Consider the following 25174-nt stretch of genomic DNA (forward strand, 5'->3'; position numbering starts at 1 on the left):
GTTTATCACAGCTTAATACACCAATGGTTTAGTATACCTTTAACTTAATTGAAAACGATTTCTGTCAAAACTGCACAAAACCATTGTGTAAATTTTGTAATAGTTTTTGTAACCAAATCGAAATTATTTTCTCGAAATGCTTGACATTGTGAGAAAAAATTGATATACTGTTAACTAGGGATCGGGGATATAACTGTATCCCACAAACAAATAATATGAAATTTGGAGGTAATCTATATGAAAATTTCTAAGATCTTTGCAGGAATGTCTGCACTGGCTATCGCAGCAACAATGGCTATACCTGCATTCGCAGACACCACTTTCACTAATGACACAGGTCTTGACTATATTGAGGTCAAGGAAGGCAATCAGCTCTACGTTGATCTGGCTGCAAGCCCTTATGATCCTGCTACTGTATCCGCAGTTAAGATCTCTTTCAGCATTGATGATTCTGACGGATTCGGCGGCGGTCTGATGCTCAACAGCAATAAGAGCGGCTGGGATCAGAATGACACTGATTGGTCCTGGGGCAATGAAGGCGCAGAGAAGGCTATCACTGCTGAGGGTTCTGACGGCGCTTACACACTGACATTTGATTTCGGCGCTAAGGGCGAAGAGTACTGGGGTGCTCCTACTGATGAGAAGTACTTTGCACAGGTAGTTTGCCAGCTCTGGTGGGGCAAGGATGCTTCCATAACAGGCATCGAGATCACCGGTGAAGAGAAGGCAGCTGCTCCCGAGAGCCAGCCTGAGTCCAAGGCTGATGAGTCTTCCAGCAATTCTTCTGAGTCCAAGGCTGCTGAGTCTTCCAGCAAGGCTGCTGAAACTGCATCTTCCAAGGCTGCAGTAAACAACAACACAACTACAACTGCTTCTTCCGCAGCTGCTGCTTCTGACAACACAAACCAGGCAACAGGTGCTACCGCAGGTCTTGCTCTTGCAGGTCTTGCTCTTGCAGGCGCTGTTGCAGTAGTTTCCAAGAGAAAGTAATCTCCGCGGATAACGAAGATAATTTATAACAATATAAAGCTGTGTGACCATTTTCGGTCACGCAGCTTTTTTATCGGAGAAAAAAGATATCCGGCTCTCAGCAAAGCCGAAAGTCGGATATCGTATATTATAATTTGGAGAAATTTTATTTCTTTACATTGAATGCATCCATCTGAGGATAGCAAGCCGAACCGTCGAGCTGTTCCTCTATGCGAAGCAGCTGATTGTACTTTGCAACTCTTTCAGAACGTGAAGGCGCACCTGTCTTTATCTGGCAGGTATTGAGAGCCACTGCAAGATCAGCGATAGTAGTATCTGCTGTTTCACCTGAACGGTGAGAGGATATAGCTGTGTAGCCTGCCTTGTGAGCCATTTTGATAGCCTCAAGTGTTTCGGATACAGAGCCTATCTGATTGAGCTTGATAAGGATAGAGTTAGCTGCGCCGAGTTTGATACCCTTTGCAAGACGCTCGGTATTTGTTACGAACAGGTCATCACCCACAAGCTGTACCTTGTTACCGATCTGCTTGGTCATCTTTACCCAGCCGTCCCAGTCCTCTTCATCCAGACCGTCCTCAATGGAGATTATGGGGTACTTGTCAACAAGTGCCTCCCAGTGTGCGATAAGCTCGTCAGAGGTAAACTCTCTGCCGCTCTTGGGCTGCTTGTAGAAGCCCTTGCCCTTCTCACTCTTCCACTCAGAGGATGCTGCATCCATAGCTATCATGAAGTCCTTGCCGGGTTCAAAGCCTGCTGCCTTGATAGCTTCAAGTATCTTCTCGATAGCCTCCTCGTCGCTCTTCAGGCTGTTGGGAGCAAAGCCGCCCTCATCACCTACTGCGGTAACATCGCCCATAGCTTTCAGCAGAGCCTTCAGGCTGTGGAAGACCTCAGCACACCAGCGCAGACCTTCTTTGAAAGAAGGAGCACCAACAGGCATAATCATGAATTCCTGAGTATCAACAGCACTGTCAGCATGAGCACCGCCATTGAGGATATTCATCATAGGTACAGGCAGCTTTGTGCCCTGTATACCGCCTAAGAATCTGTACAGAGGAATGTCCAGAGATGTTGCAGCTGCTCTTGCGCAGGCTATAGATACTGCAAGTATAGCATTTGCACCAAGCTTTGACTTATCCTTTGTTCCGTCTGCCTTTATCATAGCTGCGTCGATAGCGTATATATCAGAAGCATCCATACCTGTGATGGTTTCTGCGATAACAGTATTTATATTGTTCACTGCCTTCTCTACGCCCTTGCCAAGATATCTGCCCTTGTCACCGTCACGAAGTTCCAGTGCTTCAAACTCACCTGTAGATGCGCCCGAGGGTGCTGTGCCCCTTGCAACAGTACCGTCAGCAAGAGTTATCTCAGCCTCTACCGTAGGGTTTCCTCTTGAATCAAGTATCTCTCTGCCAACTACTTTTTCAATGACCAAATAATCCATGTTATTTCTCCTATCTGCCGTAAACGGCATTTATTTAACGTGATCTCTCACATTATTGACTCGCAGGCCCTGTTTATTCAATGTCCGCCCTATCGCACAAGGCATATTGAAAGGAGCCTGCTTTTGATCTATTCGCAGTTAGTTTTTACTAACTAACTCAATTATAACAGAGTTCTTCTGATTTGTCAAGAGGATATACAAAAAAACAGAGCACTGTGTTCATCACACAGCGCTCCGCATTTGCGTTTTGTTGTCTTTGGTAGTATTTGTCATTTCTTTATGTCGGTTATATCTATATTGAAGTTTGCTTCAAACTTGCCTTTTTCCTCGGTCTCGCCAATTCTTACAGTATTTACCTCAAGTTTCAGCGGAACACTGCTGTCCACTTCCGAGAGAGGCTTTTCTGCGTGGAATACGCAGGCTACGTGATTTTTCATATTGTCTTCTGTCAGCCAGTTTATACCTGAATCCACAGCGGAAGAATCCGTCAGCTTCATAATGGGCTCAAAATCGCCATAAATAAAGTCCATGTGATCTGCCACCCATTCATCATAATTGAATGCACTGCCGTCCTTGTTTGAAACGTCTATAACTACTCCGTAGGTATTGTCGTTCCTATTGTAGAATAGTCTGCTAAGTTCCATATTATATGAATCAAATTCCTTTGTGGTAACGCCCTTATCTCTTACGTTAAGGTCGATATCCTTCGGATTATTTTCATAGGTATCAACATTTCCGCCTGTGTAGCTAAGACCGTCACTTATCAAAATAGTAGCTCCGTTGCTCTCGAAATTGTTAGGCCATTTAATCCCGATTATCTCACCATCGGGAAAATCCTGACCAGATTCGGCCTCAACATTGAAAGGCAGGCTCTGGAATTCACACCAGTTCTTTATTGCATCATAATTGAACCTGCCACACATTGACCAAAGGATATCCGTGTAGTAATTATCCAAACCGTTCTCGTACAGACCGCAAAGATAATCGCCGTATATACCCTCGGAAGTATCGGTTATAATATGACCCGGACGGTAAACATTCACATACCTCGCTGCATCGTTATCCCACCTGAACATTGTAAGATCATCGGTGAGTTCAAGAGAATATCTGCCCGATGTGCTCTGAACACCGTTCTTTGCACACACCAGTATCTTATCTCCCTTGGCAAGCAGTTCTTCTACCTGAGTTTTCTCCATTATGCTGAACTCGTCAGGTATAGTAGTATCACCTGTAAACTTGAAAACTATTCCTGCATTATCATTCTCATCAATGAGCGAGCAGGTATAATCTGTATATTCCTCTCCGTCTATTGTTTCCTTCTGAATGTCCGTTATCCGAACCAGACCCACAAAGTCTGATTTGTCTATGAGATCGATTGTATCTCTGTCCACCTCATCTCGCCATGATATTTCGGATTTCTCTCCCTCTTCTCCAGCCTCTTCAGCTTTCTTTTCCTTTTCTTTTTCTTTCTCTTTCTTATCGTCTTTTATTTTTTCTCTTTCTATCGTCTTAATGCTTGTATCATGATCTTCCGACAGTTCTTCTGTTTCTGCTGTGCTGTCCTCAGAATCTGTTGTGCAAGACGTTTCTGTAGCCGCAGCTGAAATATCATTATTGCGGTCTATGTCCATACGTCCTGCTGCAAAAATTCCGCCGCCGATGACCAGTACTGCGCAGGCTGCTGCTATGATGCCGCCCTTGCTGCTTCGGATCCTTGCTTTTCCTCCTGTGCCTGTCATATTGTTGTCCTCCATGTCCTGCTGTATGATAACAGCCGTTTCGCCGTCTGCGTGAGAGATCTCTCTTATATTATCTTTCATGGTTATCCCTTTAACACACCACAGATAATTTACAATGCTGTCCAAATAAACAGACCTCAAAAACCGGAAAATATAGTATAATAGTGACAGGAAACGAAAGGAGCTGTCGCTATGTCAAAAAGATTTCCGAAACCTGAGATCACACTTGATGGGATATATTCAAAGTTCGCAGATGAAAGCTTTTGCAAGGATTTTCTGCTTGATATCCGCTTTGAAAAGGGCTTTGCCTGCCCGTTTTGCGGTGGCTCTGAGTACCGCAGGATAAGGTCACGCCATCTGCTGCGCTGCAAGTTCTGTAAAGCAGATATATCCGCCACAAACGGAACTTTTATGCACAGAACACATATTCCGCTCAGACTGTGGATAGTCACCGCATTCCTCATTATGAGCAACAAATGCAGTGTTTCTGCTGTTACGCTGATGAGGTCTTTGGGGGTGACCTACAAGACTGCATGGTACATCCTTCACCGCATCAGAAAAGCTATGAAATGCCGTGAAGAACGCTATTTGCTCGACGGAATCGTTGAACTTGATGACACGTATCTCGGTGCTCCGACTCACGGTAAAAAGCGCGGCAGAGGTACTGAAAAAGTCAAGATGATCGTAGCTTTATCGAAGAACGCAGCAGGAAATCCCGAGTACGTTAAAATGAGAGATGTGCCGAATTTAAAGGGTATAACTGTGGGTAGATTTGCCAGGGATAATATCCGCGCTGGCTCGAAGATCGAGAGTGATAATGCTCGAAGTTACAAGAAACCGTTGGCACAGAAATACTTCCATGTTTTTGAAACATATGATCCGACAAGCGGTCAGCTGAATTGGATGCATAAAGTTATATCAAACTTCAAAGCAATGATCATGGGAACTTACCACGGAAACGAAAAGATCCACACAGCGTTATATGCTGCCGAATACTGTTACAAATTCAACCGTCGTAAGCTGGGAAACAGTGCGTATTTAAGGCTTTTGGCTGCTTTGGTGCAGTGATCTTACTTGTGGTGTGTTAAGGGGATAACCATATTATCTTTTTCTGCAGCTGCGATGATCTCATCGAACAATCTTTTCTTTGTATCTGTCTCATATCTCTTTACTCCGTCCGAAAATCGCATATCTCTCACCCTCCTTTATCTCTTTTCTGAGCTTTTTCAGTGCACGGTACATTTTTGACTTTACCGTGGACTCCGCCAGCCCAAGCGCTTTTGCTGTCCTTTCAATTGTGTAGTCGTGACCGAAGTGCAAAAGGAATATCCTGTAAGTAACTTCGTCCGATTCTTTCAGGCATTGAAGTATCTCTTCATACGTAAAGCCGTCGTCATTCTCCAGACTGTTCAGTGCTTTCTCATCTACTATCTCTACTCCGTCATCAATGCTGTCGTTCACTTTCTTTGATCTGTAATAGTCTGTCAGACCATGCCTGGCACTGCGCATAAGGTAATGCTTGGGTTCAAGTATCCTGTCGCCTGCCAGCATACGTTTGTACAAATTGAGATATACACTTTGCAGGATATCCTCGGCTGTTTCACGCGAGTCCGCCTTGACGATGAGATATTTATATATGTAGTCATAGGTCTTGTTGTATATCATCTCAAAGCGGTCCCTGACGTTTTCTTCGCTCACGGCTCTCCTCTCCTCCTTTCTTCAAGGGTCTTTGCCCTTTCACTTTATCAGACGAAATATCTTTGCAAAAAGTTTCACTTTCCAAAAATTTTTTTCTGATAAAGTGCAGTGGTTTTGCCCTTACACCTTATCAGACGAAATACCGTTGTGAAAAGTTTCACTTTTCAAAAAATATTTTTTATAAAGTTTGTGGTGCTTTGCCCTTTCACCTTATCAGACATACTTGTCTGCAAAAAAGTTTCAGCAAGATACAAATCGCCCACGGATTTTTCCGCGGGCGTTGATCATACAATATAAAGGCTTATTCCAGCGTTATGGACTTCAGCTGAGGGGTGCCGCCGCCCTTGTAGGTCAGCCATATGGCATTTACGCCATCGGGTATGCTTACATCTGTGCCCGATGCAGTCCATACATTATTACCGACAACATTTATCTCGCCCAGCACTTCGCCGTCCCATGCGGTCTTTATCTGGAATGTACCGTCGCCGTATGCACGGGTAGCTATGCTTATACGCTTTATGCCCTTGCAGTCGAAATACTTGAAACCGATGTTGGTGCCGTCGCAGATATTTGCAATATAGCCTATCTCCTCATCACCGTCTCTGCCGTCCTGCACTATACGCGGAGAATTGAGATCACCGATGTAGAGTTCTTTCTTCTCGGTGAACAGGTTGCAGGCGATATATGCGGGATATTCGCCCTTGCCCTCCAGAGGTCCTCCGTTGAGTCCGCATGAGGTGATCTCAACCTGCGGGAAACTTCCGTCCTCTTTCAGTGTCAGCTTCTCGGCACAGCCCTGACGCGAGAACCATGTGCCGTTGGTATGTCTGTGATAGAAGATATACCACTCGTCGTTTATCTCGATGATACTGCCATGATTGTTTGCGCCGCGGCAGGTGGGCATATCGGCGGGCTTGTATGTATCTATATGCAGGTCGGTATTGCTTACCAACACACCGCCGTACCTGAATCCCTCCATAGGGCTGTCGCTGACTGCGTAGCACAGTTCATGCATAACTTCCGATGAGTATACAAAATAGTAGTTGCCGTTCACCTTGCGTATGGAAGATGCTTCAAAGAATGCGTGTTCTTCCCACTGGGTGCCTGCGCTGTAACAGCTGCCAGGGGCAATAAGTTTCGGTTCAGTGAGGACTGTCAGCATATCCTTATCAAGGGTAACTACCTTTGCGCCCGTGCGTGACTTGTCGCCTATACCGCAGAAACCGCTGTACATATAGGTAACATCGCCCTCGGTGATAACACCGGGGTCAAACTGGGGTTCATCCCCCTCGCGTTCACCCAGACGTGTACCGTCTTTATAATGTACATATCCGTAGAATTCGTACTTGCCCGCAGGTTCATCACATACCGCCACGGACATAACGCCCACCTTGTCAAGCACATAATATAAATAGTATCTGCCGTCGGGACCCACCGTAACATCGGGGGCATAGAGGCACATATGACCGTCCTTGTTGAGAGGGTCGGCGTTTCGCGGATATATAACGCCCTCATATCTCCAGTTGCCAAGGTCGTTCACAGGTGTTGACCAGCAAACGTAGTCCCCCATGCAGAATACATAACCGTTCCAGAGATCGTGTGAACCGTATACATACACCCTGTCCCCGAAAACATAGGGTTCTCCGTCGGGTATGTACTCCCAGCTGGGAAGATAAGGATTAAATGCCTGTTTTTTGCTCATGTGATATCCTCCTTCATTTTACATGGTCAAGCAAAAATTTAGTATACGAACTGTTTTCAACTCCTGCCACAGCACCGTCTGAGGTGAACTCCATCTCGGCGCGGTCAGCATCGGTATAGCATCTCCATTCGTGAAGCTTGTTTCCGTTGATGTCATATCCGTTAGGGTCGCCTGTCTTTATGAAATTTGCCCAGTAATCACACATCTGTCTTGCGAGATCGTAGTGCCTGCCTTCAAAAGGTCTGGTATCCTTAGCCAGTGTCTCAAAGAAGAACCAGAGGTCAACGGAATGGAAAGTACCCGGGTGATCGTCACCTGGGATATCGGGAACAAAGCGGTAATAGTAACATGGCTTTGCATCAGCCATTCTGCTTTCCGCAAGAAATGCAGCTTTCACACCCATTTCGGGGGCAGATACAGGGGCATAGCCCTGTCCGTATTGTATATGAGCCTCGGGATAAGACAGAAATTCTTCAGCGGAATCACCGAAATACTTCTCTGCCAGTTCCTTCAGCCGATCTTCATTTTCTGCATGGATGAACTCAAAAAACTCATCGCCGGTATTGCCCGCCATAACAGGCACACGACTGCGTGTTCCGTCACAGAATCCTTCAAGAGGATCGCCTGTGCAGAAGATCCCGTCATTTACTATGGTGAACATCATGCCCTTATTTATCATCCGATCACTGTAAGTGCGGCGTATAAACTGCGCATCCAGCTTTCTCGCCTCTTCAAGGGTCTTGACCCCCAGTTCATCAAACAGCATTACACCCAGCTTTTCAGCATCTCTCAGAGTACGGGGTATAAAGAATTCATTTCTCACATAAGGGTTCTTGAAAAGTCCGCTCATCATCACAGCCTTTTGGAAATCGCCTTCGTTGCTCTTGCTTGCCATCTGCGCCATTACACCGCCGCCGCCTGCGGATTGTCCTGCAATAGTGATATTATCAGGGTCGCCGCCGAAATTTGCGATATTCCTCCGAACCCATCTGAGTCCTGCCTGCTGATCCAGCGGACCGAAATTACACGGAGCATCGGGCTGCTCTGCCGTAAGCTGAGGGTGTGCAAGGTAGCCCAAAGCCCCCAGTCTGTAATTCACCGTAACAACTACTATTCCGCGCCTTGCCAGCCTTTCGCCGTCAAACTCCATCTCAGCGGTATATCCCCACTGAAATGCACCGCCGAAATACCATACAAGTACAGGCATCTTCTCATCGCCTGTCTTTGCGTTCGTCCATATATTAAGATACAGGCAGTCCTCACCCATGGGTATATCGGGGTCTACGTGCCATTCGCGGCAGTATATATCATCACCGATATAGGCGCATACTCAAAGCAATCGCGGGTACCCTCCCAGTTCTCACAGGGCTGAGGTGCTCTCCAGCGGTTCTCACCTACAGGCGGAGCCGCAAACGGTATTCCCTTAAAGGATGTTATCCTCGGGTCAGCCGCAGGCAATCCACGTACCTTGCCGTTTTCGGTATTAGTTATCCTCAACATAATATCAACTCCTTACTGTAACATTTTTAAGTATATTGTATCATTGATAACTGATTATTGCAAGACAGATAACACATTTTTTTGACCAATTATTGCTATATTTACGTACAAATTTCCAATAATTAGATAATTGTCACTTTCCCGAAAAAGCAGGCTCACATACCATATTAAGACTATACACCGATCTGCTCAAACAGTTCATCGGTAGACTGACCTGTAAACAGTATTGCCCTTATGCCCACATTTTCAGCACCGCGGACATTTTTCGGGCTGTCATCAATGAACACTGCATTCTCCTTTTCAATGCCGTACCTCTCGCAGATAAGTTCATATATGGCAGGGTCGGGCTTGACTATCTTCTCGTTGCAGGAGAAGATACCACCGTCAGTTTCACGGGTGAATCTAAGTGCTTCGGGTGCAGCATGAAGAAGGAATTCAAAAAAGTTTGATAGAAAGAACACCCTGTGTCCCCGCTTTTTAAGCTCCCTTATCATGGGTATGGTAGTATCTTTCAACTGCGGTATATTGCCAAGCTGTGAAAATACGCGGCGTATCTCCCACTCGCAGTCAGGTGCCTGTGCTATGAATTTTTGCAGCACATCCTCAACGGGCAGTACTCCCCTGTCAAGTTCGATCCAATCGGGGTTTCCCCACATCGCCTTTGTGACGCGGTCGGCTTTGTCGGCATCAACGTACCTCCCGACAAATTCCTCAAAGTCAAAATCTATCAGCACCTTGCCGATATCAAAAATAATATCCATATTTCCTCCTATATCCGATAATCATTTACTGTATATACCTCTTCGTCAGCCTGCGGCTCTTCAAAAGCTCCCAGACATTTCTCTGCAAGTCCCTCATCAACATAATAAGCGGAACACTTCCCTGCCATTACAGCGGAATTTCGCTTTTCTATCCGTCTGAGCCATTCCTCATGCGGAACGGTGATGTAGTGTATCTCGAATACAACACCTTTCTGTGCGAAATACTCCCGCACTTCATCACGCTCAGACCTTGTCCATAAGCCGATATCCAGCACGCTGTCAATACCGACTTCCGCATACTCACAAGCCTTTGCGAATACAAGTTTTTCCGTTCTTTCAACGTATGTATCCAGCATATCCCCTGCACCATCGGGAAACAGTGCCAGCGTTATCTCGTCCACCGAAAGCAGAGCCGCTTTTCTGTCTCTGCACAGTTTTTTTGCATAGGTTGATTTCCCCGTACATACAAGCCCGCACAATGAAATTACTTTTGCCATTTTTCTGCCTCCTCTATCACACCAAATATAGCATATAGAATCGGGATTGTCAACAGAAGTGACTAACTTTCCGGGAATGCCAAGGAGGAGAGCTTTATCTGGGTAGCGATAAAGAAGTATTTAGTAAACTAACAACATCCTATATAGACGATATACAGCGGATCCTAAAAAAACTTAACACTCTACTTTATTCGTACTGTTTGTAAAAGCTTTGGATGATATAAAATATTAATTCTTTTGTAACGAGCTGGCTACGCGATTCAAGCGTAGTCAGTTTTGTTTTGAGTTAATTGTATTATTGTAGATCCAATGATCAATGAACCTATTTAGTATAATTTATTGGATGCTATCTAACATCTTATGAGCTTTGGAATTTACTAAAATAGCCATAATATTCTTCTGCTTTATGTGATTATTGTTATCTTCCATGATTATGATTATAATTTCGGTTCATAACTTGACATTAATAAACTTAATGCGATATAATATTGGATGTCTATTTTTGTAAATCTAATGGATTTACATACTATGAAAGGAGTCGTGTTAATGAACACAATACCCAAGCGCAAACCAACAAATAAGTTGATTGCTATGGTGCTTGCCATAACAATGACCTGCGTTTATGTGGTCGGAGATAACTATGCTCCGATTGTCGCAGAGAAAAGCAAGCCCAAATCAACTAATTTGTTAACCCAAACACTTGATTACAGTACAGACTTGTTCCCAAATACGGAACTCAGGGATGTTAGTGAACTTGTGTTGGCAGAGAATACGACATATATGGGCAAAGCGAGTCAATCACTGGCCGAAGCATTTGCTAATATGCCGGAGAACGTGGAGTCAAGTGAGGAACTTGAGAAAAGCGTTGCTGATTTCAGCAAACAGATCTCAGAGCTAAAAGCTCGTACTCTTGATGAATTAAGGGGGAGCGACAATGGCTCAGCTGATTTTTCTGAATATCAGAACACCGTCGTATCAGGTTACAATGATCTTGAGGAATTACTGTCAAATGTTACTGTTGAAAATTATGAAACAGTAATGGCAGATATTTCAGCTTTGATCAATCCTGAAAAACCTTATGTTTCACTTGCTGATGATCTACCGTTTAACGATATTTCGGAAGATAATATCACCTATTCAACATATAATCCCGAATCAGTTACCAATTATCAGATTGATGACGACAGTTATTCAAGCAATGATCTTCAGCAGACAAACGATACTATAATTAATGATGATGTAAGGACTGAATTTGCTGATTTTGAGAGTGTGCTTGAAGTATATCAGTACATCAAAAACAACTACATGATGGAGTTCTATTTCGGCTCACGAAAGGGTGCTGTCGGTGCTTCTGCTGAAAAAGCCGGAAATGACTATGATATAGCCAGCCTCCTGATCGGTGTACTTCGTGACAGGAATATCCCTGCACGATATGCGACAGGAGAAATTGAGATCACAGCTAAACAGGCCATGGAATGGACTGCTACAGATGACATCAATGTAGCTATACGCTCAATTGCTGCTCTTGGAATCCCAACTACGGGAATGATCTCTAACGGTGAAACAGTTGCGGTCAGATTAGAGCATACATGGGTCGAAGCATATGTTCCTTATACGGATTATCGAGGAACAGGTAATCGTTCCGGCGAACGCCTTTGGATTCCGCTTGATGCTTCTTTCAAGAAAGCAACACATCTTGACGGTAATGACCTTGAGACAATTAACGCTTATATGAGCGATGAATCAAATTATCTCAATGAAAATTCAGTTATCAATGGAGTAAGTGTTTCAACCATAGCGAAATTGGTTGATGGCAAGGAATCGGCTTTTGTAAAGTATATGCTTGAAAACGGTTATGATTCTGTTGCTCAGGTTTTCGGTGGCAAAGAGATAATCTATGAAGATTTAGGATATTTACCGCTTTCACTGCCGTATAATAACGCTTCTGATACAGAGAGATATGACGATATCCCTCTTGATTACACTGATACCATCAACTTTAAGCTGTTTGGTAATTCGGCTTCGGGAAACAGTATCTATGGTGATGATTATATCAATAAAACCATTTATGCACCTGATGTTTACGGAAAAAGACTCACATTAACTTATGTTCCTGCAACACAGGCTGATAGTGATGTTATTTCAGAATATGGTAGTATTTTCTCAACTCCGACATATCTCGTCAAAATGAAACCTCAATTTGTTATTGATGGAGAAGTTATAGCTGAAGGTGGTGTATGTAATACAGGTTACACCCAAAAATACATTATTACCCTTGGCAATAAAGCTTCCAGTCAGAATAACAGCGAAATAACAAATAATGTAACTGTTGGCGGAATGTATTCCATCGTTTTAGATTACGGTCATGTTTCTGAGATAGAATTAAATAATGTAAAATCTGTAGTCGATAATTTCTCCTCTAAAATGACGGAAGATAATTGCTATAACGAAAGTTACATGGGTGAAATGCTGTATGCAATAGGTAAACTTTATTTCTCTCAGCTTGATACATATAATGAAGTCGTTGCAGGTGTTCACAATGTTACAGCTACACGTTCCCTAAGCTTGGGAATAATCGGCTTTAATGCTAACGTTACTTATACGTTTGGCGTTCCTTCCGAATTAAAGGAAGGCGGAGTGTTCCTTGATATCGGACACGATGTACATTGTGTTGTTTCAAATGATAATAGTAATGAATCTGAAAAGAAGTTCATGCTTGAAGCAGGTATGTATGCTTCTGCGATGGAACATGGTATTTTAGAGCAAGTTACAGGAGTTGAATCTGTTTCAACTATAAAAGCGTTGCAGTATGCACAACAGAATAGTATTCCGATCCACTATATCACTAAGGAAAATCTTGATAGCGAAGTTGCACAGCTTACTTTATCTGATCATTTGATCAGTGATATCCGTTCTTCGGTTAATTCAGGAAAGATCATTATAATTCCTGAACGCGAAATAACAATACACCAGTGGACTGGCGTTGGCTATATGGTGCTTGATCCTGATACATGCGCTTGCGGATACATGATTTCAGGTGGAATGGCTGGCGGTGCTATGGCTTGGTGGGAAGTTCTTCTTAATACTGCAATAAACGTATTAGATGGTATTTGTATCGGACTAATGTGTTTAGACCTTGTTATCGCATTTCACGTGTTATTTTATCCGATGATTATATTTGGTTGTGTGATGTCTTTTGTAGCAGGATATAGTATTGGAACTCATTTGTATAATGCTTTTTCAGGTGATGAATTTAATGTACGTGAATTCCAGGAAGCTATGATCGAACTCGCATCATTTGGTTTAACTATATGGGCTTTTGAAGGTTTAGATAAATGGATGGAGACTCCATCAGGCGAAGGTACCGGCGGAAGAACTCCTTCAGGTGAAGGAACAGAGGGTGGTAATCCAACTGGCGAAGGCACCGGAGGAAGAACTCCAGCTGGCGAAGGAACAGAAGGTGGTAATCCAGCCGGTGAAGGCACCGGAGGAAGAACTCCTGCTGGCGAAGGCACAGAAGGTGGTAATCCAAACGGTGAAGGCACGGGAGGAAAGACTCCTGCTGGTGAAAATACAGAAGGAAAGAATACCATTGAACAGGCAAACGAAGAAGCTGGTAAAGCAAAGGGTGGAGCTTGCTTTATTGCTGGCACATTAATATCTACTTCATGTGGATACACTCCGATAGAGTGTATTAAAGCTGGAGATATTGTTAAGAGTTTTGACCCGGCAACGTTAAAAGTATCCAATCAGGTAGTTGAAGAAACTTTCGTTCGTCAAATTGATGAGTTGATAAAGATTTCTGTTAATGGTGAGATCATTTCTACTACTCCTGATCATCCGTTCTATGTTGCGCAAAAGGGATTTGTTGATGCGGTAAAATTAAGAGCAGGCGATATTCTTATTACTGTTAATGGTGAATATGCCGTTATTACAATGATTCAGCATGAAATTTTAGAATCTTCTGTTGACGTGTTTAATTTCAGAGTCTCTAATAATCACACTTACTTTGTTGGTGACAATGGAATTGGTGTTCATAATAATGATTGTGCAGAACCTAACAGTAAAATCGGAGGAAAAACTACAGCTAAAGATTGGGAAGGTAAAACCTCCGAACTGGCAAAAGAATCTCCTATTGAAATACCTGAAAATGTAGAAGGGAACATCAAACATAAAAATGGTTACGATCAGATTGAGTATAAATGGAGTACCGATGCGTACAAATATGAAGTAAGATGGCATACCCGTACTCCAGGTGCTCCTGAAGGTAAGGGTAATTCATGGGTAGTTACTAGAGTTACACGTGGTACACCCACAGGTCAAAGTAGAGTAACTCATATTTTGGTTGGTGAAGAATGGGTTCCTCGTTTCAAATGGCAAGCCGCAATTGATGCGTATCACGATGGCACTGCTTCAATTAGTCAATTAGAAATGTTAGATTTAGGACATGTGCCAGCACCATGATAGATTACACTTAGGAGGATTAATATATGAATCTTATAAAAATGGGAATAATGATATTGACAACACATTTTGTTTTATTGATGTCAATTTTATGTGGTACTGCTTCAATTAGTCAATTAGAAATGCTAGATTTAGGATGTGAGCCAACACCATGATAGATTACACTTTTTATTCAAGGTTTGAGGGTGAACCTGAAATTCGATTTATAGCCAAAAAATGTAATAATGAATGTGCAATTGCTTTATGGGAAGGTTATTTTGATAGGATAATGTCTTTAATTTATCCTGAACCAACAGGCTGGACTGGTATAGCTTATATTTATCATATGTATATTGGTTGGTATGATGATGAAATTTGGGAACTTAAAGATATACGGGATGCTTATCATAAATTCACATCTATTAACATTGCTGATTTAGATGAAATGAGTCAAAAAGTGTTGGTTATTATCTGCGCATTTTTGAAATTGGCAATAGAAGATGGTTATAAAGTATTCATAAGTAGATTATAAAATAGTTTTTCTACAAAAACTGTTTTATATACATCTGAATCTAAAAAATAAACAACATAGCATTAACGAAACGTAATACTTTGCTTACTTAAATTATTCTGTTTATTTTGACTTCATAGATTTAGGTCAACAACAATTAGGAGGATTAATATATGAATCTTTTAAAAAGAGGAATAGCGATATTGACAACCCATTTTGTTTTATCGATGTCAATTCATTGTGGAGCTATTTCTCACGACCCTATAAATCCTGTTAAGTCTTTTGATGAATTAATCGACAACTCTTTAATTTATTTTAGTAAAACTCAAAATTATGAGAATGCGTGGGTCAAAAATAATCGAGACTACACTTCAGAAATAATTAATACATTGGAATATATATATACCAATGTTAATTTCATAAATGATAATCAAATCATGTTTTTGAAAATGATGGTCAATGATTCCGCCGATTATATATGGGAAAATGACTATAATAATATCGATGATGTAGCTAAATATCTACTTGTAGATGAAATCGTCGATGATAGTGCTATTACTTGGATTTTATCCATTCAAAACCCCGACGGAGGCTTCGGTCTTGACGAAGGCTACACCAGCGACATCATCGACACAAAGCTGGCATTAAAGGCTTTGACCGATATAGGTGAGACCGAAGCAATGACAAATGCCGCGCTTTACATAGCATCACTGCAAAATGAGGACGGTGGCTTTAGCTATCAGCAGGGATTAAGCTCTAATGCTTATCTTACTGCCGACATCGCTAATATCCTTGTTGACACAATAGATGTCAATCCAGTGCTGTCATACTATCTTGAAGATACTTTTAAAGCACTCGATGGCTATCTTGATACAACGTTTCCGGCCTTGAAGGATCTTTCGGCATATGACCTTGATACAGTGTATCAGCACTTCTATTCTGCACTGTACAGTCTGAAAAGGGATGGCCGCTATGATGTATCCGCATACTATGCTTTACAGGCAGAAGATGGCGGAGTGTTTGATGATCCTTTGGCTACGGCACTTTACCTTGAGCTGCTTGTAAGAGAGCAGAATGCACTGGTAGCTAATATTGATAATATCGCTATCACCAATTATAAGGGCTACGCTGTGTCAGCTTTCAACTCAAACGAAAACGTCAATATCAGCGTTATCAATGAGTTTGAAACCAATAAGGCACATTTTGAAATGTCAATCATTAAGCCTGACGGTACAGCTATTCCTCTTGATGGCGATAAAGCAGTATGGAATACTGCGGAAAATCCTGATGGAGAGTATACTGTTCGTGCTGAGATAATTCGCGACTCAAATGATGAGGTTGCAAAGTCATTTGAACAGACTTTCAGAATTCAGCATCGTTTAGCAGTTGATAGCATTACACTTGCTTTGAGTCAGCCTTATTCAAGAGTTGGTGATACTGATCCTGTTGATGTTACAGCAGAATTTGATATCAGCAACTTTACAGAGGATGATCAGCTTTCTATCAACTGGACAGTTACTGATGTTTCAGGTACTGTGATTTCCGAAGATACAGTTGATATTACCGAAGCCGATGTGGCTATGAACTACATTCAGCTTGGCAGCTTTACTCCCGATACCTCTGAAAGAAATGCATATATCATCAAAGCAGAGCTTATGTCAGGAGAAAACCAGATCGCTCAGACTACTACAAACTACTTTGTATCTGACAAGAGCGTTGCCATAACCTACTCTACTGACAAGGACTACCTTACAGAGATAGATGATAATGCAGAAGTAACATTAAATCTGCGTGATGAAAGGGTCGTTGACCTTATATTCACAACCTCATCTGAGAATACTGATCTTATCGACAAATATGCTGCAGAAATCGAAACGATCAAGGATAAGCTTGAAAGCATGGGATATATTGTAAATCTCAGCAATGTTTCAACATCATTCCTTTCTGCGAAAGACGCTCATGAATGGATAGAATATGATCACCCAGGATATGATACACAAACCGGATATACAAAACATATTGTATCTGATAAAACGAATATTCAGATGCTTGGATATCGTTATGTACCGTATAAGGATTTCCTGTTTGTTCCTGATGAGAATGATTCACAGAAGATATTTACCTTCGATATTCAGAGGGATAAGACTGACTGGCATAGTATGAACGGAGGTGGCTTCCTCTTTAATACCGAGATTGATTCAGAAGCAAATACGATTAGCGGATATTATGTTCTCATTATGCGTGATGGATTGAGATTATATGAATTAGATAAGGTGAATCTCGATACATTCAGAAACAATGGCTATGCCGGAAAAGCAATCCAGAAATTCCAATTTAAAGATGTTTATGCGGAACATCACATTAAGATCGTTGCAAACAGCGACACTGTTTCCCTATGGGATGGCGATGACATTGTGATCGATAACGCAGAGCTTCCTAATATCCACGGTAATGGCTATGGACCGATCACCAGTCATGCAAGTCATAGTTGTAGTCAGAGATCATATTTTACATTTGCAAATATTACAATGCAGACCATCAAGGGCGAAAAGCTCCTGAATGTTCTTGATAATTACAATTTTGAAAGTGACAATAGCAGATATGTTATAAGCCTTAGTGATACTCCCATCGAAGATCTTGATGATGAGGAAGTACAGAAAAATGTTGCGCAGAAGATTGTTGATAAGAACATAACATTTATCGGACTTGGCGATGAAGACTCTACGGAACAGTATCGGCGTATAGCTCAGCTTATCCCGGACAATGCTTCTTTCTATGAGTATTCAGATAAAACCGCAGTCAATACAATTAAGAAAAATATCATTGATACAGAAGAAGCTAAACGAATTCTGAATCCTGATGCTGTTGTAGCAACAGACCTTACTATAACTGGTGAACTGCCTGACGGCTCATCTTTTGTTCAGCAGTATGATAAACTACATGAAGGTGAGACTATCAGCTTTGTAGTACCCGTTGATTTGAATAATCTGACATCGGGTATTGATGCTATACTTTTAAAGAACATCAGACTTGATTATACTGATGAAAACAACATCGCAAGAGTCAAGACACTTGATAAGATAACACTTCCTGTTATTGGCTCTGAAGGAAAGATCACCAATCAGGTCACAACTGATAAAGAGGCATACTACGAATATGAAGACGTAAATATCTTCGATAGAATACACAATAATTCTGACATCAGAGCTGCAAAGGGACTTACAAATGTAATTACCATCGCGGATTCTGAGGGCAATGTAATCACAGAATACTCTAAAACTCTTAGTGAGATCATGACAAAAAGCTATGTCGAGGTTTCAGAGATATGGAATATTGCAGATCAGCCCGAAGGACAGTATACTATAATTTCCAATGTTTACGATGGTGACATATTGGTGTCTGAAAGCCAGGCTGTTTTCGAAGTAATGAATCATGAACTGCCACAGTATGAGCTGACAGGTTATCTGAATACATCAGGTAAGCTGTTTAAGGCTGATGAGACTATTGATATAACCAGATATATCGAAAATATTGGAAGATACGATATTGAAAATGGAACGATCAATATCAAGATCATAGACGTAGCACATGAAAAGGTAGTCTATGAAAGAGAAGAAGTTATTGACCTCTCCATTGGAGAAAACAATACAGATTCATTCAGTGTTGTTCCTGCAAATGATTTCACTTCAAGAGGCGGTAAGGAATACCTTATCACTTATGAAGTAACAACAGAGAACGGTCAGACAATTGAATTACCGGGCGATGGCTTTATGCTTGACGGCTTTGATTTCTCATTTATGGGAGTCGACGTTCTGTTTTCTATGAATGATGATGCGTCAATAAAGGGTATTCAGATGAACGGCTGGCTTATGAATGTATACGGCAGTATGCACTCAAATTCCAATGTTGAAGCAAACTGCTCTATTATTACAGTCGAAGGTGATTGTTCATCAGTATCAGGAGCACAGTTCAATACTTGGCAGACACTGCTTGAAAATGATCCGATCACTTCTGAGTTTATTGAATTCCCTGATGTACTGAGTGTAATTAAATCGAGATTAGAGGAAACAATACTCAGCATTGAAAACGGCTGGACAAGTGAGAACGAAAATGAATTCAGGATCTACGGAAACAGTGTTGTAGCTGACTCTGATATATTCAGCAGTAAATCCCTGATCATTGATCCCAGCAACTGCTTTGCTTCATCATCCGATGAAGGTATCCTTATTTGCAGTGAAAAAGATATAACTATCAGGTCAACTGATGTGGATATCAAGGGTATTATCTATGCTCCAAACGGAACAGTAAGGATCGAATCAAACAACTTCAATATTCACGGAAGGATCATTGCTAAGAATATCATATTCCAGGGTAGTATCTTTAATGGTGAAACATTTGATCGAGATTTGAACCAGTTTAATTAACGGTAGACTACAAATAATAAATGACCTACTAAAAAGTGCAGCAGACCAACATCTGCTGCACTTTTGTTATACGTAAGCGTATAACCCCCAGCACCTACCCCACCGAAGTCTAATAAAGTATAATAAACTCCAAGGAACACCATGAAGTAAATTGAATAATCCAAATTGATCCATGGAGTTCATTGGAGACGATTAGACAAGGAGGTAACAGGTATGGACAAAACAACATCCATCACAACAATCAAAAAGAAATGCAGCTTCAGGAATGGTCTGCGCAGATCAAAGCACAGCAGGCAAGCGGTCTGACGATCCGGGAATGGTGCAAAGAAAAAGGGATCAAGCCAAACACGTATTACAACCGCCTAAGAAAAGTTCGTGAAAAGTATATCGAAAATTCTCCGACCATCGTTCCTGTATCAGTTCCTTGCTCAAACGAAAATATCCGCATTGAGAAAAACGGACTTCAAATATCTCTTCCGGCAGATATATCTGCGGACACTCTGACCGCTTTGGTGCATGAGCTATGCTGAATGATCTGGCAGCGGACGCACAGGTCTATCTTGTTACGGGATACACCGACCTTCGACGCGGGATAGACGGACTTGCGACTATCGTTCAGGCTCAGCTTCGACTTGACCCGTTCTCGAAAGCATTGTTTTTGTTCTGCGGCAGACGTTGTGACCGCATCAAAGGTCTGCTGTGGGAGGGCGATGGTTTTCTGCTGTTGTACAAGCGCCTTGACAACGGAAGATTCCAGTGGCCGCGCAGTGAGACCGAAGCAGTAATGCTCACATCTCAGCAAATTCGCTGGCTTCTGGAAGGCTTGAAAATAGAGCAGCCGAAGGCTATCCGTGAGGGAAAGCCGGGGGCGCTGTATTAAGGCAATACTTACCGAATATTCAGAATATGTGCTTGAAAAGCCCCTCTTTTCGTGGTATCATTAAAGTATCATCACGAACGGAGGGGTGCTTTATGTCCGAACCAAATATGACATCGGAAATTGTATCGCTCCGTAATGAAAACGCTGTTCTCAAGGAAGAACTAGCACTTGCCAATCAGCAGTTAGCGTGGTTCAGAAAGCAGATATTCGGAAGAAAAACAGAGCAGACATCTGTTGTTATGGAAAAGGAGTTCGGTGTTCAGCTTTCCATGTTCGGAAACAATGAAGAAAAATCCGCAGCTAAATCTGCCGAAACAATTACTGTTCCCGAACACAAGCGCAAGAAAAAACGCACTCACGATGAATGGATGAACAATCTGCCTGTAAAAGAAGAACATCACAAAATTGACAACCCGGTATGCGAAATATGCGGCGCCGAAATGGAAGAACTGACTCCCGAAAAGGCTTACGATGAACTTATATTTACGCCGCCAAAATATCATATCCGCAGGCATATAGTACATAAGTACAAGTGTCCCGAGTGCGGAGAAAAGCCCGAAGAAAGGGACGAACCTTGTCATATCATCCGTGCGCCATATCCTCACGCTATGATCCCGGGAAGCTATTGCTCTCCCGAACTTCTGGCTCATATCATCTACGAAAAATATGCAAAGTCAGTACCTCTGCACCGTCAGGAAAAGGACTTTAATTCCAAAAACATACCTCTGCTCAAAGCGACTATGTCTAATTGGGTAGGCACTGCTGCCGAAAAATGGTGTTTGCCGATTGTGGAGAAAATGCATGAGACGCTTATCGCAGGGCAGATGATCCATGCCGATGAAACGACCGTTCAGGTGCTTCACGAGGAAGGCCGAAAGCCTACCACGACATCAAGAATGTGGGTCTACTGCAACGGCAAAATGAATGACAGGAGCATCATCATTTTCGATTATCAGCCGACACGAAAGGGTGAGCACGCCTCGAATTTCCTGAAAGGATTTATCGGCTATCTTATCTGTGACGGATACGATGCCTACAATGCAGTCGAGGGTGCTAAGCGATGCGGCTGTATGACTCATGCAAGGCGTGGTTTTATTCAGGCTCTTCCGAACGACCAAAAGCTGCACAGCACTTCTGTTGCGGCAAAGGCAGTAGAATATTTCAACAAGATATATCACGAAGAAAATCTGCTTGCCGACAGCTCCACAGAATACAGATATAAACAGCGCCTTGTGAAGGTAAAGCCTTTGCTTGACGAGTTTTTTGCGTGGCTTGAAAATGTTCAGGTCAGTGGTAAGGGCAAGCTGACAGATGCAGTAAGATATGCGTTGAATGAACGGAAATATCTTTACACGTTTCTTGAAAACGGAGACGTGCCTATCGACAACAACAGAGCCGAAAACGCAATAAGACCGTTTGCGTTAGGCCGAAAAAATTGGCTGTTTTCAAATACAGCAAACGGAGCCAGATCAAGTGCAACGCTGTATTCGATCATTTCAACTGCACAGGCGAACGGTGTTGATGCTGAGAAATACCTGACCGAGCTGTTTTCACAGCCTGCGGGGACGATATTATTACCATGGAGGGAAGAAAATGAAACTTAGTAATGAAGATGCAAAGCTGTTTTATGAACTGTTTTTTCCACTGCTTGACTATGTGAACAGAGAATATCATATACTTCCTGAGGAAGATTATTTCGGGCAAGGAATGATCGACCCACAGGACGCTGCGGAGGTTGCCCACTTTTTATGGGAACGGACATGGATCATTGATGATTATCTTGAGCGATCGGATCTGCCCGAAGAACACATGGAGATACTTAAAAGCTGGAAAGGGTGCATCACCGGCAGATTTATCATTGAGCGACATTGGAAAAAGGGATCGGTATTTATATCGATCGATGACAATTCTGTTTTTCTTGTAAACGGCATTGTCAGCAGTTGGGAGGAAATGCTGAGAAATGCACCGATGCCAACTTTGCTTGATGCAGCGCTTCTGCCATTTAAAAATGCGATCATTTCCGATGGCCTGGTATCTGTTATGCCGATCATATTCGGTCCGAACAGCAAAGCTGATTTCAAAGAAATATACATGGACGCAAAGAGAAATGGAGAAATCAAAGCCAGAATATGATGTTACGGCCGGGTGTTATCTGCCCGGCTGTTTGCTTTTATGATGCGGGGGGTTATACGCTTACTGTTATACCACGAGAACGATAAAGTCAAGCCTTACTAATACCATTTACATTAAATTTCCGAACAAACATTCTAAAGGCTATTGACAAATACGAACATTAGTGCTATAATATAAAGTGCAGTCGAACATATGCACATATCAAGATTGATCCAAACCGAAAGGAGGACTGATACCCGCAATATATCATTTCAACGTCAAAATGGTCACGCGGACAAGTGGCGGGTCATGCGTGGCAAGTGTTGCGTACATAGCAGGTGAAAAGATAAAGAATGAGCGCGACGGTAAGATTCACGATTACCGAAATAAGTATGAAGTCGTCCACAAGGAGATACTGCTTCCGAAATCTGCACCGCCCGAATACAGCAACAGAGCCAAACTCTAGAACGCTGCCGAATGTGTTGAAAAGCGTAAGAACTCCCAAACAGCCCGGAGTATCAACGCTGCATTGCCATGCGAGCTGTCGAGAGAAGATCAGATTGATCTGGTGCGGCAGTTCTGCGAGCAGTGTTTTGTAAGCAAAGGTATGTGCTGTGATTTTGCCATTCACGACAAGGACGACGGAAATCCTCATGTGCATATTCTGCTGACCACCCGCCGCGTGGAAAAGAATGGATTCACACAAAAGGAACGAACGTGGAATGACCGCAAACTTCTGTTGGAGTGGCGTGAGCGCTGGGCAGATTGGTGCAATCACAAATTGTATTTCGTTTCGGACGCTCGGGTCGATCATCGAAGTTACAAGGATCAGGGCATAGATCGAATACCGCAGATACATCTTGGTGTCGAGGTCTGTGCTGTTGAACGCAAGGGCTTCAAGACCGATAAGGGAAATAAGAACAGAAGAATCAGGCGGCGCAATCTTGAAGTTGAGATTGCAGAGCTTGAAAATAAGATGCTGGCTTTTAGCTCGGAGCATAAGCAGAATACGATTGAATACATCGAAACCAATATCGGGTGTAAGGTGTCGGAGGCTTTCACGATACATGATGAAATGCCTGTGCTGGAACAGTATGAGAAATACTTGCAAAGTCACAATGTACCATGTGAGTTTATTTTCTACAATCAAGATAAGTACGAATTATTTGTACCAAAGTCCGTAAAGGAAAAAGCCATTAGTCTGCTAACTCAGTTCAGGAAACATAACCCTGAAAGGGACGACCGGAGCAATACGCAACAGAAATCTGCACCGTCCAAAAAGCCTAAGCGGTAATTATAGCAGCATATTCAAACACGTGCTGTATGGCACCCCAGCGGTATCGCTTGCATAAGGGAGAGTCCAGAGAGGGAGTTTTCTCTCTTTGGCGCACTTCAAACTCGAAGAGTTTGTATAAGTGCGCCCTACGGGGTTATGGTGGGTAATGACTATCGAATAAAAAATTCACAAAACTTACCGCCATGTCAAACTTTCGCGTATGCGAATAGCTGCGTATGCAGCAGGGGCAGAATTGCCCTCAAGGAAAGGAGAATGCTATTGAGTAACAAAAAGCTGACAACAGAAGAAAAAATCGAGAAGTCAAAAGAGTATGAAGATGAGATGACACGGCTGCAAAATAAAATGAAAACCATGCGGACTGCGAAAAAGAAGCTCGATGCCGAGATTGCCGACGAACTGGAAAAAGCCGAAATGGTGACTAATCAGACAGTCGGCAAGAAGTTCAGGAACAAAATGACTGTTGATCTGCCGCTGGACAAATATGGTGAGATCATCGATTTCATGTTCATGCACGATGATTGTGTAGAGTTCATCGATGAAGTAATAGCTAAGTACAGGCAGGAACAGGAAGCGGCTAAGGCTAAAAATCAGGAAGAACAGTCCGTTGAAGAAAATGGTGAGGCAGCTGAATCTATCCCCGCTGATGACAGCGAATCAGCGTAGATCAAAGAGTAAAGAAAAGGTGGGTGATACCTATGCACAATTATCCGCTGTCGGCAGGAGCCGTTCGTCCATGCTATTGCTGACAGTGTTTCGGGAACAGATTCGGGGTCTCATCAGCCTTGATAATTATTTGTAAAATCTTCAAATACCTGCCGTCACTCCTTACGGCAGGTAAACGGATCCACTTCAAAAACATCATCTCCTCAAACGAGAGGAGAATGAATTTGAAAACAACATTTACAAAAGAAGAACAGAAGAACCCGAGCTACGAGCTTAATTCGGTGCGAGAGTACAAGATCGGTCACACGACCTACATCGTCAAAACCTACTTCGATCTTGAATGCGGAGAATCCCTCGAAGATCTGCTCCAGCGACTGGTAACAAAAGAGATATGCAAAGCGATGTCATCTTGACGACATAAAATGATCCGAGGGAACAGCGGGTCAATAGATATTGACGTTCTCGTAAGAACGTGGTATACTATAAATGATCCGCTGTGATCGTCGGAAA

The 25174-nt window shown here is 42.6% G+C and carries 20 protein-coding genes and 1 pseudogene; 13 read left to right on the forward strand and 8 right to left on the reverse strand.

Annotated elements, in window-relative coordinates; genetic code table 11:
* The first annotated feature begins 237 nt into the window (after positions 1–237).
* Entirely contained in the window at positions 238–990 is a 753-nt protein-coding gene (locus RUMAL_RS14405; protein WP_013499417.1) for an NPXTG-anchored protein, read from the forward strand.
* Positions 991–1135: 145 nt separating this feature from the next.
* On the opposite strand, the gene eno is transcribed toward RUMAL_RS14405, so the two are convergent.
* Together eno and RUMAL_RS14415 are read right to left on the reverse strand one after the other, a co-directional pair.
* Positions 1136–2437 carry a phosphopyruvate hydratase gene (gene eno, locus RUMAL_RS14410; RefSeq protein WP_013499418.1) on the reverse strand — a complete coding sequence of 434 codons (1302 nt, stop codon included), beginning with the start codon at positions 2435–2437 and terminating at the stop codon, positions 1136–1138.
* A 269-nt stretch (positions 2438–2706) separates the two neighbouring features.
* Positions 2707–4257: a hypothetical protein gene (locus RUMAL_RS14415; protein ID WP_162145125.1), complete on the reverse strand. Its 1551-nt coding sequence runs from the start codon at positions 4255–4257 to the stop codon at positions 2707–2709.
* A gap of 111 nt (positions 4258–4368) precedes the next feature.
* Between RUMAL_RS14415 and RUMAL_RS14420 the strand changes: the two genes are divergently transcribed.
* On the forward strand, positions 4369–5244 hold the full coding sequence (locus tag RUMAL_RS14420; RefSeq protein WP_013497884.1) for an IS1595 family transposase: 876 nt from the start codon (positions 4369–4371) through the stop codon (positions 5242–5244).
* Between the two features lie 90 nt (positions 5245–5334).
* On the opposite strand, the gene RUMAL_RS14425 is transcribed toward RUMAL_RS14420, so the two are convergent.
* The 6 genes from RUMAL_RS14425 to RUMAL_RS14445 all read right to left on the reverse strand — a co-directional run bounded on the left by RUMAL_RS14425 (position 5335) and on the right by RUMAL_RS14445 (position 10334).
* Complete coding sequence (locus tag RUMAL_RS14425; protein WP_013499421.1) at positions 5335–5874, reverse strand: RNA polymerase sigma factor; 540 nt, start codon at positions 5872–5874, stop codon at positions 5335–5337.
* 301 nt (positions 5875–6175) lie between these two features.
* Entirely contained in the window at positions 6176–7576 is a 1401-nt protein-coding gene (locus RUMAL_RS14430; protein ID WP_013499422.1) for a family 43 glycosylhydrolase, read from the reverse strand.
* A gap of 13 nt (positions 7577–7589) precedes the next feature.
* Positions 7590–8843 (reverse strand): carboxylesterase/lipase family protein, encoded by a 1254-nt coding sequence (locus tag RUMAL_RS22725; protein ID WP_050793295.1) that lies wholly within the window; start codon positions 8841–8843, stop codon positions 7590–7592.
* 14 nt (positions 8844–8857) lie between these two features.
* Complete coding sequence (locus RUMAL_RS22730; RefSeq protein ID WP_050793296.1) at positions 8858–9076, reverse strand: carboxylesterase family protein; 219 nt, start codon at positions 9074–9076, stop codon at positions 8858–8860.
* 173 nt (positions 9077–9249) lie between these two features.
* A complete protein-coding gene (locus RUMAL_RS14440) occupies positions 9250–9837 on the reverse strand; it encodes an HAD family hydrolase (protein ID WP_013499423.1) in 588 nt (195 codons plus the stop codon).
* Positions 9838–9845: 8 nt separating this feature from the next.
* On the reverse strand, positions 9846–10334 hold the full coding sequence (locus RUMAL_RS14445) for a P-loop nucleotide/nucleoside kinase family protein (protein ID WP_013499424.1): 489 nt from the start codon (positions 10332–10334) through the stop codon (positions 9846–9848).
* Positions 10335–10880: 546 nt separating this feature from the next.
* On the opposite strand from RUMAL_RS14445, the gene RUMAL_RS14450 reads away from it, so the two are divergent.
* The 11 genes and pseudogenes from RUMAL_RS14450 (at position 10881) to RUMAL_RS14495 (ending at position 25077) form a co-directional block, all read left to right on the forward strand.
* Positions 10881–14798 carry a polymorphic toxin-type HINT domain-containing protein gene (locus RUMAL_RS14450; RefSeq protein ID WP_013499425.1) on the forward strand — a complete coding sequence of 1306 codons (3918 nt, stop codon included), beginning with the start codon at positions 10881–10883 and terminating at the stop codon, positions 14796–14798.
* Positions 14799–14824: 26 nt separating this feature from the next.
* On the forward strand, positions 14825–14953 hold the full coding sequence (locus RUMAL_RS22735) for a hypothetical protein (RefSeq protein ID WP_013499426.1): 129 nt from the start codon (positions 14825–14827) through the stop codon (positions 14951–14953).
* Positions 14950–15309, forward strand: a complete 360-nt coding sequence (locus tag RUMAL_RS14455) for a hypothetical protein (protein ID WP_013499427.1) — start codon at positions 14950–14952, stop codon at positions 15307–15309. Before RUMAL_RS22735 ends, RUMAL_RS14455 begins: the two co-directional genes overlap by 4 nt.
* 416 nt (positions 15310–15725) lie before the next feature.
* Positions 15726–19712, forward strand: a complete 3987-nt coding sequence (locus RUMAL_RS14460; protein ID WP_157865482.1) for a prenyltransferase/squalene oxidase repeat-containing protein — start codon at positions 15726–15728, stop codon at positions 19710–19712.
* 182 nt (positions 19713–19894) lie between these two features.
* Complete coding sequence (gene tnpA, locus RUMAL_RS14465; RefSeq protein WP_013483804.1) at positions 19895–20242, forward strand: IS66 family insertion sequence element accessory protein TnpA; 348 nt, start codon at positions 19895–19897, stop codon at positions 20240–20242.
* Complete coding sequence (gene tnpB / locus RUMAL_RS14470) at positions 20236–20592, forward strand: IS66 family insertion sequence element accessory protein TnpB (protein WP_013483393.1); 357 nt, start codon at positions 20236–20238, stop codon at positions 20590–20592. The genes tnpA and tnpB overlap by 7 nt, the downstream gene beginning before the upstream one ends.
* Before the next feature lie 92 nt (positions 20593–20684).
* Positions 20685–22196 carry an IS66 family transposase gene (tnpC, locus tag RUMAL_RS14475; protein ID WP_013483394.1) on the forward strand — a complete coding sequence of 504 codons (1512 nt, stop codon included), beginning with the start codon at positions 20685–20687 and terminating at the stop codon, positions 22194–22196.
* Positions 22186–22725 (forward strand): hypothetical protein, encoded by a 540-nt coding sequence (locus tag RUMAL_RS14480; protein WP_013483890.1) that lies wholly within the window; start codon positions 22186–22188, stop codon positions 22723–22725. The genes tnpC and RUMAL_RS14480 overlap by 11 nt, the downstream gene beginning before the upstream one ends.
* Before the next feature lie 292 nt (positions 22726–23017).
* A pseudogene (mobQ, locus tag RUMAL_RS20910) lies at positions 23018–23998 on the forward strand (MobQ family relaxase).
* 261 nt (positions 23999–24259) lie between these two features.
* Entirely contained in the window at positions 24260–24664 is a 405-nt protein-coding gene (locus RUMAL_RS14490; RefSeq protein ID WP_028504386.1) for a hypothetical protein, read from the forward strand.
* Between the two features lie 224 nt (positions 24665–24888).
* Positions 24889–25077 carry a transposon-encoded TnpW family protein gene (locus RUMAL_RS14495; protein WP_013499430.1) on the forward strand — a complete coding sequence of 63 codons (189 nt, stop codon included), beginning with the start codon at positions 24889–24891 and terminating at the stop codon, positions 25075–25077.
* The last annotated feature ends 97 nt before the right edge of the window (positions 25078–25174 follow it).

The organism is Ruminococcus albus 7 = DSM 20455 (genome assembly GCF_000179635.2).
Classification (GTDB): domain Bacteria; phylum Bacillota; class Clostridia; order Oscillospirales; family Ruminococcaceae; genus Hominimerdicola; species Hominimerdicola alba.